This is a genomic window from Nocardiopsis sp. NPDC058789 (assembly GCF_042745575.1).
In the GTDB taxonomy this organism is placed as follows: domain Bacteria; phylum Actinomycetota; class Actinomycetes; order Streptosporangiales; family Streptosporangiaceae; genus Nocardiopsis; species Nocardiopsis eucommiae.
Window position 1 is genome coordinate 177,115 of sequence record NZ_JBHYOW010000011.1, and the last position, 12,503, is coordinate 189,617.

The 12,503-nt window shown below is 73.4% G+C and carries 13 protein-coding genes; 6 read left to right on the forward strand and 7 right to left on the reverse strand.

What is annotated here, in order from left to right; translation table 11 throughout:
• The first annotated feature begins 110 nt into the window (after nt 1–110).
• Nucleotides 111–1,160 carry an NAD(P)-dependent alcohol dehydrogenase gene (locus ACFW3L_RS18185; protein WP_378741888.1) on the forward strand — a complete coding sequence of 350 codons (1,050 nt, stop codon included), beginning with the start codon at nt 111–113 and terminating at the stop codon, nt 1,158–1,160.
• Nucleotides 1,161–1,209: 49 nt separating this feature from the next.
• Here ACFW3L_RS18185 and ACFW3L_RS18190 read toward each other — a convergent pair whose 3' ends face one another.
• Nucleotides 1,210–1,764 (reverse strand): CGNR zinc finger domain-containing protein, encoded by a 555-nt coding sequence (locus ACFW3L_RS18190; RefSeq protein ID WP_378741890.1) that lies wholly within the window; start codon nt 1,762–1,764, stop codon nt 1,210–1,212.
• A gap of 179 nt (nt 1,765–1,943) precedes the next feature.
• Between ACFW3L_RS18190 and ACFW3L_RS18195 the strand changes: the two genes are divergently transcribed.
• The 4 genes from ACFW3L_RS18195 to ACFW3L_RS18210 all read left to right on the forward strand — a co-directional run bounded on the left by ACFW3L_RS18195 (nt 1,944) and on the right by ACFW3L_RS18210 (nt 4,864).
• On the forward strand, nt 1,944–2,396 hold the full coding sequence (locus ACFW3L_RS18195) for a VOC family protein (protein WP_378741892.1): 453 nt from the start codon (nt 1,944–1,946) through the stop codon (nt 2,394–2,396).
• A 104-nt stretch (nt 2,397–2,500) separates the two neighbouring features.
• A complete protein-coding gene (locus tag ACFW3L_RS18200) occupies nt 2,501–3,397 on the forward strand; it encodes a pyridoxamine 5'-phosphate oxidase family protein (RefSeq protein WP_378741894.1) in 897 nt (298 codons plus the stop codon).
• Between the two features lie 13 nt (nt 3,398–3,410).
• On the forward strand, nt 3,411–3,608 hold the full coding sequence (locus ACFW3L_RS18205) for a ferredoxin (RefSeq protein ID WP_378741897.1): 198 nt from the start codon (nt 3,411–3,413) through the stop codon (nt 3,606–3,608).
• 20 nt (nt 3,609–3,628) lie between these two features.
• Nucleotides 3,629–4,864 carry an NAD(P)/FAD-dependent oxidoreductase gene (locus ACFW3L_RS18210; RefSeq protein WP_378741899.1) on the forward strand — a complete coding sequence of 412 codons (1,236 nt, stop codon included), beginning with the start codon at nt 3,629–3,631 and terminating at the stop codon, nt 4,862–4,864.
• On the opposite strand, the gene ACFW3L_RS18215 is transcribed toward ACFW3L_RS18210, so the two are convergent.
• Nucleotides 4,797–5,792, reverse strand: a complete 996-nt coding sequence (locus ACFW3L_RS18215; protein WP_378741901.1) for an aminoglycoside phosphotransferase family protein — start codon at nt 5,790–5,792, stop codon at nt 4,797–4,799. The genes ACFW3L_RS18210 and ACFW3L_RS18215 overlap by 68 nt on opposite strands.
• A 182-nt stretch (nt 5,793–5,974) precedes the next feature.
• On the opposite strand from ACFW3L_RS18215, the gene ACFW3L_RS18220 reads away from it, so the two are divergent.
• The gene (locus tag ACFW3L_RS18220) at nt 5,975–6,760 is read left to right on the forward strand and encodes an SDR family oxidoreductase (protein WP_378741903.1); all 786 of its coding nucleotides are present in this window, start codon (nt 5,975–5,977) and stop codon (nt 6,758–6,760) included.
• A gap of 186 nt (nt 6,761–6,946) precedes the next feature.
• Here ACFW3L_RS18220 and ACFW3L_RS18225 read toward each other — a convergent pair whose 3' ends face one another.
• The 5 genes from ACFW3L_RS18225 to ACFW3L_RS18245 are packed head-to-tail and all read right to left on the reverse strand — an operon-like array spanning nt 6,947 to nt 12,408.
• Nucleotides 6,947–7,759: a DUF1295 domain-containing protein gene (locus tag ACFW3L_RS18225; RefSeq protein ID WP_378741905.1), complete on the reverse strand. Its 813-nt coding sequence runs from the start codon at nt 7,757–7,759 to the stop codon at nt 6,947–6,949.
• On the reverse strand, nt 7,756–9,069 hold the full coding sequence (locus ACFW3L_RS18230) for a class I SAM-dependent methyltransferase (RefSeq protein ID WP_378741907.1): 1,314 nt from the start codon (nt 9,067–9,069) through the stop codon (nt 7,756–7,758). Before ACFW3L_RS18230 ends, ACFW3L_RS18225 begins: the two co-directional genes overlap by 4 nt.
• Nucleotides 9,066–10,325, reverse strand: a complete 1,260-nt coding sequence (locus tag ACFW3L_RS18235) for a class I SAM-dependent methyltransferase (RefSeq protein ID WP_378741909.1) — start codon at nt 10,323–10,325, stop codon at nt 9,066–9,068. Before ACFW3L_RS18235 ends, ACFW3L_RS18230 begins: the two co-directional genes overlap by 4 nt.
• Nucleotides 10,322–11,122, reverse strand: coding sequence for a DUF1365 domain-containing protein (locus ACFW3L_RS18240; protein ID WP_378741911.1), 801 nt, complete (start codon nt 11,120–11,122; stop codon nt 10,322–10,324). Before ACFW3L_RS18240 ends, ACFW3L_RS18235 begins: the two co-directional genes overlap by 4 nt.
• Nucleotides 11,116–12,408 (reverse strand): NAD(P)/FAD-dependent oxidoreductase, encoded by a 1,293-nt coding sequence (locus tag ACFW3L_RS18245; RefSeq protein WP_378741914.1) that lies wholly within the window; start codon nt 12,406–12,408, stop codon nt 11,116–11,118. The genes ACFW3L_RS18240 and ACFW3L_RS18245 overlap by 7 nt, the downstream gene beginning before the upstream one ends.
• Nucleotides 12,409–12,503: the final 95 nt, after the last annotated feature.

Here is a 12,503-nt window from a genome sequence, read left to right on the forward strand (position 1 = left end):
CGCGGGAATCGGCCCGGTGTTAGCTTCGCGGGGACTGCCGGAGCACCGCGCGTGCTCCGTCCTCGGTGCCCCCGCACGGGCACCGCGCCTCACGCGGGGGGAGACCGCACATGCGCGCAGTGGTGTTCGAGAACTACGGGGAGTTCCCCTCACTCACGGAGGTCCCCAAGCCGGAGCCAGGCCCCGGGGAGGTCCTCCTCCGGGTCGCGGGGGCGGGCGCGTGCCACTCCGACATCAGCGTGTACCGCCTCTTCAAGGAGGGTCAGCCGGGTGCGCAGAAGCCGCCGTTCGTCCTGGGGCACGAGAACGCGGGCTGGGTGGAGTCCGTCGGGAGCGGGGTGAGCGACCGTGTCCAGGTGGGTGGCTCCTACATGGTCTACGGGCCGATCGGCTGTCAGCACTGTCGCAAGTGCGCCGCGGGGCTGGAGACCTACTGCGAGAACGTGGCGACCATGCCCTACCTGGCCGTGGGTCTGGGCCGGGACGGGGGGATGGCCGAGTACATGACCGTCCCCGAGCGCCACCTCATCCCGTTGGGTGACGCCGACCCGGTGGCCGCGGCTCCGTTGGCCGACGCCGGGCTGACCCCGTACCACGCGATCAGGGCCGCCCTTCCGCACCTGGCGGGCGGGGGCCGGACCGCGCTGGTGATCGGCCTGGGCGGGCTCGGGCAGATCGGCGTCCAGATCCTGCGGGCCCTCAGCGGGGCGACGGTGATCGCCACGGACGTCAAGGAGAGGGCGCGTGCCCGGGCGGAGGCCAACGGGGCGATCACGGTCGAGGCCGGGGAGGGCCAGGTGGAGCGGGTCCGGGAGCTCACCGGCGGCCGGGGCGTGGACGCGGTCTTCGACTTCGTGGGCGCGGGGCCGACCGTGGCGGCGGCCGCGGCCTCCGTGGCCCAGGGCGGCCGGGTGAGCATCGTGGGTATCGGGGGCGGCAGCCACGAGTTCTCGTTCTTCACCAACCCGTACGAGTCGTACCTGACCAACACCTACTGGGGTTCCGTGGGGGAACTGTGGGAGGTGGTGGACATGTACAGGGCGGGGCAGATCCGCCCGGACGTGGAGCTGTTCTCCCTGGAGGACGCCCTGGAGGCGTACCGGAGGTTGGAGGCGGGCGAGATCGACGGCCGCGCGGTCGTGGTGCCCAACGAGAGCTGAGTCCTCGCCGCGCGTCCCCGGCGTCGCACCCGGGGCGGGGGCACCGTGGTCAGGCCGTCCGGACCGCCCGTTCGCGGGCGTGGTGCCGGGCGGCCTTCGCGCGGTTGCCGCAGCCCGCCATGGAGCACCAGCGGCGGGTGCCGTTCTTCGAGGTGTCGAAGAAGTGCAGGACGCACGCGGGGTTGGCGCAACCTCGGATGCGGTCGGGGCGCGCGCGCAGGTCGAGGAAGTCGGCGGCGGCGGTCCAGGCGGGACCCCACGCCGGGGCGTCGAACTCGACGGTGCTGGCGGCGTGACCCTCGGAGAGGTTGCGGATCACCCTGCCGTGCGCCAGGACCGCGTTGAGGTCGGCGGTGGCGTGGGTGTCCCGGGACTCCTCCAGCAGTCGGGCGAGGGCGTCCCGGGCGCGCAGGAGGTGGTCGAGGGCTTCGGGTCCCGCCTCGAACCGGGCCGCGAGACCGCTCTCCTCCAGCCACTGGGTGAGCCCCTCGGCGCTGTCGAGGAGGTCCTGGTGCGCGCCGTCCTCGATCCACCGGGTGTTGACCAGGTCGACGGAGACGGGCTCCTTGAGGAGCGGGCGCCGTCGGGGCGTCCGGTTCGGCATAGCTTCCCCTCTCCCTCGTCGTCCCCGGCTGTGCCGTAGGGGTCGGACGGGATACTACCAAGCACCACATCTAACCTTTCACGTTCACTTGAACGGTTGACGATCTTCATACTAACCCCTAAAGTCCATTTCAAGGGTTAAAGAGGGGGCGACGCCCCCGACCGAGAGAGGGGTGCGCCATGGCGCCGACCACGCTCCAGACCGGCCACGTGGGCCTGAACGTCACCGACATCCGGCGCTCACGCGACTTCTACGTGCGCGTCTTCGGGTTCGAGGTCCAGGGGGAGGGCACGGAGAGGGGCCGCGAGTTCGTCTTCCTCGGCCGCGAGGGGCGGTTGGTCCTCACCCTCTGGCAGCAGGGCACCCAGGGCTTCCGTAGGGACGCCGCCGGGCTCCACCACCTGTCCTTCCAGGTGGAGACGGTCGAGGAGGTCCGTCGAGCCGAGGCCGACCTCCGGGAGGTCGGGGTGGACTTCGCCTATGACGGTGTGGTCCCCCACGGTGAGGACTCCTCCTCCGGCGGGATCTTCTTCCACGACCCCGACGGCATCCGGCTGGAGATCTACGCCCCCACCGGCGCCGGGGACGCGAAGGCCCCCGTCTCCTCCGCCCCCACCTGCGGCTTCTTCTAGGCCCCACCCTCCCTTCCGGTCCCCTCTCCCCACCCACCGATCGCACCTCGGAGCCGGCGCGGCGCCCTCTTGGCCCCGCGCCGGTTCCCGGACAGGAGAACGGCATGGCCGCCTACCACTCGGGGGAGCTCACGGTCCAGCGCAGAGCCGCCCTCACCGAGCGGGCCGCCGTCGCGGAAGGGGCGCTCCACACGGTGATCCCCGACGTCGCGGCGGACTTCCTCGCCACCCAGCGGTGGCTCGTCGCGGGTACGGCCGACGCCCGGGGCCGCGTGTGGTGTTCCCTGCTCACCGGTGCGCCCGGCTTCCTGCGCGTCCGCGACAGAGGAACACTCGACGTCGACGCACTCCCCCCGCCCGACGACCCCTTGGCCGACGTGCTCGGCCGGGGCCCCGCGACCATCGGCGCCCTCGCCCTCGAACCCGCCACCCGGCGGCGCATGAGGATCAACGGCACGTCCTCCCCGCTCCCGAACGGAAGCGGGTGGCGCCTGCGGGTCGCGCAGGTCTTCGCCAACTGCCCCAAGTACATCCAGAAACGCTCACCGTCCCCGGCCCCGTGCGCGGACGGAGCCGTCGTCGAAGGAGACGGTCTGACCGATGCCCAGGCGAACCTGGTCGGTCGTGCCGACACCTTCTTCGTCGCCACCACCGACGGTTCCGCCGGCGCGGACGCCAACCACCGGGGCGGGGCGCCCGGATTCCTGAGGGTCCACTCCCCCACCCTGCTCAGCTGGCCCGACTACGTCGGCAACGCCATGTTCACCACCCTGGGCAACCTGTGGCTGGATTCCCGGGCCGGCCTCCTCGTCCCGGACTGGGAGAGCGGCGGCCTGCTCCGGATCACCGGGGCCGCCCGTGTGCTGTGGGGAGCGGGTCCCGGCGACCGCACGGTCGAGTTCACCGTCCACCACGTCGTCTCGGTTTCCTCCGGGGGTCTGCTCTCCGACGCCCCGCCCCAGTACTCGAAGTTCAACCCGCCGGACGCCCCGGCCCAGTGAAGGGAGCCCTCCGATGCGGGTTCACGTCGACACCACGGTGTGCGAGAGCCACGGCCAGTGCGTCTTCGCCGCGCCCGACGTCTTCGCGTTCGACGACGACGAGGAGCTGGTGTACCAGTCCTCCCCCGACCCCGGGCGGCGACCGGCGGTCCGACGCGCCGTGGTCAGCTGCCCGGTCCGCGCCATCACCCTCGACGGCGGCACCGCGTGATCCGCCCACGGTCCGTGGTCGTGGTGGGGGCAGGACTGGCCGGGCTCCGCGCCTCGACCGCGCTACGCGAACGCGGCTTCGACGGTGACCTCACCCTGGTGGGAGAGGAGCCCCACGGCCCCTACGACCGTCCCGTCCTGTCCAAGGAGGTCCTGACCGGCGACCGCTCGGTCACCGACACCGCACTGCCGGTCCCGCCCGGCCTGGAGGCCCGGTGGCTCCTCGGCCGCCGGGCGCTCGCCCTGGACCGGACCGGGCGACGGCTGCGTCTCAGCGACGGGACCGTCCTGGACTACGACGGGCTGGTGATCGCCACCGGGGCCACCGCGCGCCCGTGGTCCGGACCGGGCGCGGTGCCCGAGTCGGGGATCCACGTACTGCGCGGCCGAGGGGACGCCTTGGAGCTGCGCCGAGCCCTGGTCGAGGGCGGCCCCCTCCTGGTCGTCGGCTCCGGTTTCCTCGGGTCCGAGGTCGCCTCGGCGGCGCGGGCCCTGGACGTTCCGGTGACACTGGTGGGTTCGGCCCGCCACCCCATGGAGCGTGCGGTCGGCCCCGTGGTCGGCTCGGTGCTCGCGGGCGTCCAGCAAGCGGCCGGGGTCGACCTGCGGCTGGGTACGACGGTGACGCGGTTCCTCGGTCAGCGCTCGATTCGGGGGGCCGTCCTCTCCGACGGAAGCCGGGTCGGGGCCCGGACGGTTCTGCTGGCCCTGGGCGCGCGGCCGAGCACAGGCTGGCTCCGAGGGTCGGGGCTGCGGCTGCGCGAGGGGGCCTCCGGCGGTGTCGTCCGTGACCGCCGGGGCCGGGCCCTGGCGGTCGGCGGCGGTCCCGTCCCCGACGTGGTGGTGCTGGGCGACGCGTCGGCCGCGCCGAACCCCCTGCCCCTCGACGGGACCCCTGCGCACCTGGACATCGGACACTGGAGCGAGGCCGTCGACCACGCCGACACGGTCGCCGCCGCGCTGCTCGGCCAGGAGGACCCGGGGGACGCACCCGTGCCCTCCTTCTGGTCCGACCAGTTCGGGATGCGTATCCGATCGGTGGGGCTGCCCCAGCTCGGTGACCTGACACGGGTCCACGAACACGATCCGGAACGCCACCGGCTGGAGGTCTCCTACCACCGGGGGCGGCGGGTGGTGGGAGCGCTGACGGTGAACCGCACCTCCCGCCTGGCCGCCCACCGCGAGCGGATCAGCCGTGAATGGCGGCGGTCGGCCCAGGCGCGGTCCCCCGACCGCGCGGACCTCCCTCCGCGATGACCGAACCCGGGGGACGGGACAGTGCGTCCGCCACGGTGGTCTGGGAGGCGTCGATGGCGGTGCGTCCGTCCTCGACGTCCCACAGCGTGTTCTGGAGCAACCGGGCCAGGGTCCAGCCGACCGCGCGCTCGCGGTCCAGTCCGAGCGCCTCCGTCAGGAGGTCGAAGCGGCGCCGCACCAGCCGGGGCACGTCGGCGGCGTGGAACCCCTCCCAGCCGGTGTTGAGTGCGGGCCACAGGTCGAAGCCCGGATCACCGACGAGGGGTTCGGGGTCGATGACGAGCCACGGTTCCCGCTCGGCGGCGAGCACGTTGTCGTAGTGCAGGTCCCAGTGCAGCATCCGGTCTCCGGGCTCCTCGACCAGCTCGGTGACGGCCGCCGCCCAGCGGCGCAGCCGCCGCCGGTCCCCGGGGTCGGACAGGGCGGGGAGCGCGGCGGGCACGGAGTCCAGCATGTCCCGGGCGACCTCGCCGAGGCCGCGCAGGCCCTCGGGCGCCGGGACGGCGTGCAGCCGGGCCATCAGCCCGGCCAGGATGTGCACGGCCTCGTCGTCGTCCGCGACGGAGGCCAGGGAACGCGCGCCGTCCAGGCGTTCCAGCAGCACAGCTCCGCCCTGCGGGTCGCGGTCGAGCAACCGCACGACACCGTCACCGTTCCACGTCCGCAGACCGATCAGCGCGGCGGTCGTCTCCTCCCGGGGCATCTGGAGCCTGAGCACCGCTGGGGAGCCGTCCGCGCGGCGCACCGGCACCACCAGCGCGGCCTGGCCGGAGACGACGCTCCCCTCGCGCTCCAGATCCCAGTGGTCGAGCAGATCCGTCACCCGCGCGGGCAGACCCGCGATCCAGGCGCGACTCAACTCGTCACCGGCCTTGGTGTGGGAGGCGACCAGGGCGTCGGGTACCTCGATGACCTGCGGCTCACTCATGGGAGGCCGCCCTTCTGGGAGCGGGCTGGCCTGCCGGGCCAGCCGGAGGAGGGATCTCTGCGGCCAGCGTATCGGGACCGGGTACGGCCACCGCTCCCCCGTTGACCAGGCCCCCGCGTGTCCCAGGTCTCCCCCTTGCTGCCAAGATGCCGTCAGCACACGTAGGAAGTCTGAGGAGAACCATGGATCTGGGAATCGCTGGCAAGGTCGCGCTCGTGACCGCGGCCAGCTCCGGGCTGGGCCGCGCGATGGCCGTCGCGCTGGCCGCCGAGGGGGTCCGGGTCGCCGTGACCGGCCGCGACAAGGAGCGTCTCGACTCGACGGTCGAGGCGTGCCGCGCCCACGGGGTGGACGCGGTGGGCGTCGTCTGGGACCTGGCCGACCACGGGCGCGCCGCTGAGGTCGCGGCCCACGTGGTCGACACGCTCGGCCCGGTCGACATCCTGGTCAACAACACGGGCGGCCCGCCGCCCACCCCCGCGCTCGGTCAGGACCCGGCGCTGTGGGAGGACATGTACGCGGCGATGGTGCTCCCGGTGATCAGGCTGACCGACGCCGTCGTCGGCGGCATGCGCGAGCGCGGCTGGGGCCGGATCATCACCAGCACGTCGGGCGGACCGATCACCCCCATCCCGAACCTGGGGGTGTCCAACACCCTGCGCGCCTCACTGCACTCCTGGTCCAAGACGGTCGCGAACGAGGTGGCCGCCGACGGGGTGACCGCCAACGTCATCGTCCCCGGCCGGATCGCCACTCCGCGCGTGGAGTCGCTGGACCGTGCCCGCGCCGAGCGGGAGGGCCTGTCGCTGGAGGAGACCCAGGCCAAGGGCCGGGCGACGGTCCCCGCGGGCCGCTACGGCGACCCGGAGGAGTACGGCGCGGTGGCCGCGTTCCTGGCCAGCAGGCAGGCCGCGTACGTCAACGGTTCGGTCGTCCGGGTCGACGGCGGCCAGATCCCGTCGGTCTGAGTCCGGGACCGTACGCACGGGGAGGGGCGGGACACGGCCGCCCCTCCCCCGCCGTCGACGAGACCCCGCGCGACGGGTCCGCCTGACCCGCCCGTCGTCCGCACCGCCCCCGGCCGGAGCCACTCCACACCTTCCGGCCGGGGGTTCCGCGTTCCCGGGCGAGCCCGATCGTCCCTGGCGTCGGGCTCACTCCCGTGCGGTCGCCCTCCTCGGGGGCAGGGGAACGAAGGCGCTCGTCCGCGCGACGTACTCCGACCAGCCGGGTCGGCCGGACATGTGCTCGTCGAGCAGTCGCTGTCCCGAACCCCGCGTGAGCAGGTAGGTCATCAGCAGGGGCGCGGGCAGGGTGAGCAGGACCCACCAGGACCCGGCTGCGACCAGGAACAGGCCCCACCACACGACGGCGTCGCCGAAGTAGTTCGGGTGGCGGGTCCAGGCCCACAGTCCCCGGTCCATGATCCGGCCCCGGTTGGCGGGGTCGGCCTTGAACCGGGAGAGCTGCGCGTCGCCGACGGACTCGAACGCGAACCCGGTGAGCCAGACCACCACACCCAGGAACGCCACCCAGCCCAGGGGACCGGCGGTGTGGGCGGCGACCTGCAACGGGAGCGAGACCAGCAGGAGGATCGACCCTTGGAGCAGGTAGACCACCCTCAGGGCGTAGAGGTTCCGGTTGCCGGGGGCGTGGGAGAGGAACCGCGCGTACCGGGGGTCCTCACCCTTTCCACGGCCGCGCAGACCGATGTGGACGGCCAGGCGTACGCCCCACACCGAGGTGAGGGCGGCCAGGAGCCAGTTCCGCAGGGGGTCACCGGTCCCCGTGGCGGTGGCGACCGCGGCGGTGGACACGGCCACCCCGGCGAAGCCGAGCCCCCAGGCGACGTCCACGACGGCGTGGCGGCCGACACGGACCGCCACCGCGAAGGTGGTGAGCATGACCGCGCCCACCACGACGGCGGTCACCGCGAGGTTGGCCAGGAAGGCCGTGAGGTCCGTCATCGGATCGGCACCGCCCCGGCGCCGCGGTCCGTCCCGGTCTCGTTCCGGACCACCGGGTCCGGCCGGACCGCCAGGATCTGGTCGACGCCCATGCGTCCCTCCTCGAAGGCCAGTGACCCACCGGCCAGGTAGAGACGCCACACCCGGGCGGCCTCCGGTCCGGCGAGGGCGACCATCTCGTCGGTGCGGCGCTCCAGCTCGTCCGACCAGGCGCGGGCGGTGCGCACGTAGTGCTCCCGCAGCGCCCGGACGCCCCGCACCTCCAGACCCGCCTCCTCCAGGAGGCCGACGGTCTCACCGAGCGGGCGCATGTGCATGTCGGGCGCGACGTAGCGCTCGATGAAGGGGCCTCCGCCGGGGTGGGGCCCGCGCCGGGACATCTGTTGGACCAGGAGCGAGCCTCCGGGGCGCAGCAGGTCGTGGAGTCGGCGGGCGAACGGCGCGTAGCCGTCGCGGCCCACGTGCTCGCCCATCTCCACGGAGGCGGCAGCGTCGAAACCGCCGGGACCGAAGGTGTCGGGCTCGACGTCGCGGTAGTCCAGCAGGCGCACGTCGACCAGTTGTTCGAGCCCCTCCTCCTCGGCACGCGCGAGCACGTGGTCCCGCTGCCGTGCGGACAGGGTGAGCGCCGAGACGTGGGCCCCGTACCACCGGGCGGCGTGCAGGGTGAGCGACCCCCAGCCGCACCCGACGTCGAGCAGCCGGTCCCCCTTGTGCAGACGGAGGGTGTCGCAGATGAGGTCGAGTTTGGCGCGCTGGGCGTCGGCGAGGCTCTGTCCCGGGTCCTCGTCGTCCCACAGGGCGCACGAGTAGGCCATGGTCTCGTCGAGCAGCAGCTCGTAGAGGTCGTTGCCCGCGTCGTAGTGGTGCGAGATCGCGGCGGCGTCGCGCTCCCGGGAGTGGCGTCGTCCCCTCACGCGGGCCTCCGAGGCCGGAGGGGGTGGCGGCGGTCCCATCACGCCTAGGACCACGGCGGTGCGCGCGATCCTCGCCCAGGTGCGCGGGCCGGGAACCGAGGTGCCGTGCGTCCCGACCGACGCCCACACACGGCGCAGCGCGTCGGTGAGGTCGCCCTCGACCTCGATGCCTCCGGTGACGTAGGCGCGGGACAGCCCGAGTTCGCCGGGGCGGGCCAGGACGTGCCTCAGCGCGTCACGGTCGCGGACGGTGACGCGTGGCGCGTCGTGCGGCCCGGTCTCGCTGCCGTCCCAGGCGCGGAGCCGGACCGGGAGGACCCCGTTGAGGAAGGCGGCGACCAGGGGGCCGAGCAGGTGGGCGACGCCCCGGGGGCGCGGGTGGGTGGTCGTCATGCGGCACGCTCCATGGCGATCTGTTCGACGTCGATGAGGCCGGACCGGAACCCGGCCTCGCAGTAGGAGAGGTAGAAGGTCCACATGCGGCGGAAGGTGTCGTCGAAGCCGAGCGAACGCACCTGTTCCGCCGCTCCGGAGAAGGTCTCGCGCCACACGCGCAGGGTGTCGGCGTAGTCGCGGCCGAAGGCGAGGCGGTCGGTGATCCGCAGGCTGGTCCGGGCGGCGAGCTGTTCGCTGACGGCGGTCACCGAGGGGATGAGGCCGCCCGGGAACACGTACTTGTGCATCCAGGTGTAGGACCCCCGGGAGGCCCGCATGAGGCGGTGTTCCATGGTGATGGTCTGGAGGGCGACCCTTCCGCCCGGCCGGACCAGACGGTCCAGCGCGGTGAAGTAGTCGGGCCAGTAGCGTTCACCGACCGCCTCGACCATCTCGCAGCTGACCACCGCGTCGTGGGTGCCGGTGGCGTCCCGGTAGTCGCGCAGCTCGATGGAGACCCGGTCGGACAGCCCCTCGGCGGCCACACGTTCACGGGCGAGGTCGCGCTGCTCGGTGGACAGGGTGAGGGACGTGACGTGGGCGCCCCTGCGTGCGGCGCGCACGGCCAGTTCACCCCAGCCGGTACCGATCTCCAGCAGCCGGGTGCCCTCCCCGACTCCCGCGGCGTCCAGGAGCCGGTCGGTCTTGCGCGCCTGGGCCCGGGCCAGGCCGTCGGCGTCACGCGGGTCGTCGTCGGTGAACAGCGCCGAGGAGTAGGTCATGGTGCGGTCGAGGAAGAGGGCGAAGAGGTCGTTGGACAGGTCGTAGTGGTGGCTGATGTGGCGACGGGCCCCGGCACGGGTGTTGCGGTCCGAGGCGGGGCGGCGGGGCAGGGTGAGGTGGCGCAGCGGTTGGAGCGGCCGGGGGACCAGTTCCTCGTAGTGCTGGGCGAAGCGGGTGAGCACGGCGACGGGGTCGGGGGAGTCCCACTCCCCCGCCATGTACGACTCCCCGAACCCGATGAGGCCGTCGTGGGCCAGGCGGGCGTGGAACGCGTCGGGATCGCGCAGCCACAGGACGGGGTCGTCTCCCTCGGTGAGTTCGGCGGGCGGCGCCGTGGGGCCGACGTGCGTGCGGATCCCCACCGCCGGGACGGCGCGGGCGGTGAGCAGGCGGGCCGCGGCGGTGCGCAGCGGGCCGCGCGGGACTCTGGCCACGTCGGGCCACCGGTGCGGGTCGACGGCACCGGGCGGGTGGGGACTGGTCGCGGTCATGGTCGTGTTCCTCGTGTTCGGGGACTGCCGGGACTGAGTCGGGCACCGGGGGCAGGTGGGGAGGGCTCGTGCTCCCCGGTGCGGGGTCCGACGGGTTCGGGGCGTGGCCGGAAGGGGAGGCCGCGCAGGTGGAGCCGGATCCCGTGGACCCGGATGCGGACCGCGTTGACCAGCGGCGCCCACGGGTGGCGGGCGGACAGGCGGAGCAGTTGGGCGAGGGTCGCGGGGCGGCGACGCCCGTGCACGGACGCCGTGAAGGGAGGGTGGCCCTCACGGTGGAGGGCGACGGTGAGCGCGAGCCGCTCGTCCGGTTCGGGCAGGCTGAGCCGGTACTCGCCGTCGACCCCGTTGAACGGGGACACGAACAGGGCCTTGGGCACCGTGGCCCGCCCCCGCCGGTCGGGGTGGAGGAGGTAGCGGTGGCGGTCGCCGTAGGTGTTGTGCACCTCCGCGACCACCGCGCGCGGAGCACCGTCGGGGTCGTGGCACCAGTAGACGGTCAGCGGGTTGAAGACGTGACCGAACACCCGGGCGTGCGCGAGCATGACCACCCGGCCGCCGTGCAGATCGATCCCGTGTTCGCGCAGGTAGAGGACCATGTCCGAGCGCAGCGTCGCCGCACGGCCGTCGCCGTGGTCGGCGGGGTGGAACCCGGCCAGGGCGCGCAGCGGCCACGGGAGGCGGGGCGGGGCGTCGAGGTCGATCAGCCAGTAGTACGTGCGGTGCGCGAAGGCGTGTCGGACCGGCTCGGCGCGGGCGTGCCGCACCGTGGCCTCGTACAGGGCGGGGATCACCACCGCCTCCCCAGGGCGGCGGCCGCCTCGACCCCGGAACGGCAGCCGTCCTCGTGGAAGCCCCAGCCGTGGTGGGCCCCGGCGAAGGCGAGGACGGGGGTGTCCAGGGAACGCAGTCTCCGCTGCGCCGCCACCGACTCCGGGGTGAAGACGGGGTGGGAGTAGTCCATGGCCGCCACCACGCGGTCGGGCGTGACACCGTCGTCGGCGTTGAGCGTGACCACGTAGTCGGTGCCGTCGGGCAGGCCCTGGAGCCGGTTCATGTGGTAGCTGACCCGCACGGGCGAACCGTCCGGGTCGCAGGAGGTCAGCCGGTGGTTCCAGGACGCCCAGGTGGCCCGGTCCGAGGGCAGGACCGTGGTGTCGGTGTGCAGAAGGGTGCGGTTGCGTGTGTAGGTGAAGGCGCCCAGGATCTCCCGTTCGTCGGCGGAGGGGCGGTCGAGGAGCGCCAGGGCCTGGTCGGCGTGGGTGGCGATCACGGCTGCGTCGAACTCCAGCACCTCGGTGTCGGTGCTCAGCCGCACCCCGTTCTCGTCGTGCGAGAGGGCCCGCACGGGTGTGCCCAGGCGGACGGAGTGCAGGCCCGCCAGCACCCGTTCCACGTAGGTGTGGGAGCCGCCCTCCACGGTGCGCCAGCGCGGGGACCCCCAGATCCCGAGCATGCCGTGGTGCTCCAGGAATCCGAACAGGTGGCGGGCCGGGTAGTCCAGGGCGGTTCCGGCCGGGCAGGACCAGACCGCCGACACCAACGGCAGGAGGAAGTGCGCGGTGAAGAAGGGGGAGAAGCCGTGGCGGTCCGCGAACTCCCCCAGAGTCGGACCGACCACCGTGCCCTCGGGGTCGACCCGCCGGGCCGTCGCGGTCAGGCGACGGGCCGCGCTGTGGAAGCGCGGGATGTCGAGGAGCATACGGACGTGGTCGGCACGGCGGCGGGACCGGTTCGGCCACAGCGCGCGCGGGCCCCGCGCGCCCGCGTACTCCAACCCGCAGCCCTCACAGCTCACCGAGAGACTCATCTCGGTGGGCCGGGTGGTCACGCCCAGTTCGCCGAAGAGCCGCAGGAGGTGGGGGTAGGTGCGGCGGTTGTGCACGATGAACCCGGAGTCCACACCCACTTCGCCGCCGTCGTCCCCGGCGAGTCGGTGGGTGTGGGCGTGGCCGCCCGGGCGGTCGTCGGCCTCGAAGAGCGTGACGTCGTCATGCTGGCCGAGGACGTACGCGGCCGTCAGTCCGGAGACGCCGCTGCCGATGACCGCGACCGCGCGACGCCTCTGGTGGTGTGTGCTCATGCGTCCTCTCGCGAATCAGGTGTCTGGCTGACACAGGTGATTCGGAGCAGGTCGCGGAGCGGATTGGTGGTAGTTGGGAAAAAAAGATTCACGGA

Coding starts and splice junctions, on each gene's coding strand:
- ACFW3L_RS18185 (WP_378741888.1), top strand. CDS start 111: ATGCGCGCAGTGGTGTTCGAGAACTACGGGGAGTTCCCCTCACTCACG.
- ACFW3L_RS18190 (WP_378741890.1), bottom strand. CDS start 1,764: ATGCCGAACCGGACGCCCCGACGGCGCCCGCTCCTCAAGGAGCCCGTC.
- ACFW3L_RS18195 (WP_378741892.1), top strand. CDS start 1,944: ATGGCGCCGACCACGCTCCAGACCGGCCACGTGGGCCTGAACGTCACC.
- ACFW3L_RS18200 (WP_378741894.1), top strand. CDS start 2,501: ATGGCCGCCTACCACTCGGGGGAGCTCACGGTCCAGCGCAGAGCCGCC.
- ACFW3L_RS18205 (WP_378741897.1), top strand. CDS start 3,411: ATGCGGGTTCACGTCGACACCACGGTGTGCGAGAGCCACGGCCAGTGC.
- ACFW3L_RS18215 (WP_378741901.1), bottom strand. CDS start 5,792: ATGAGTGAGCCGCAGGTCATCGAGGTACCCGACGCCCTGGTCGCCTCC.
- ACFW3L_RS18220 (WP_378741903.1), top strand. CDS start 5,975: ATGGATCTGGGAATCGCTGGCAAGGTCGCGCTCGTGACCGCGGCCAGC.
- ACFW3L_RS18225 (WP_378741905.1), bottom strand. CDS start 7,759: ATGACGGACCTCACGGCCTTCCTGGCCAACCTCGCGGTGACCGCCGTC.
- ACFW3L_RS18230 (WP_378741907.1), bottom strand. CDS start 9,069: ATGACGACCACCCACCCGCGCCCCCGGGGCGTCGCCCACCTGCTCGGC.
- ACFW3L_RS18235 (WP_378741909.1), bottom strand. CDS start 10,325: ATGACCGCGACCAGTCCCCACCCGCCCGGTGCCGTCGACCCGCACCGG.
- ACFW3L_RS18245 (WP_378741914.1), bottom strand. CDS start 12,408: ATGAGCACACACCACCAGAGGCGTCGCGCGGTCGCGGTCATCGGCAGC.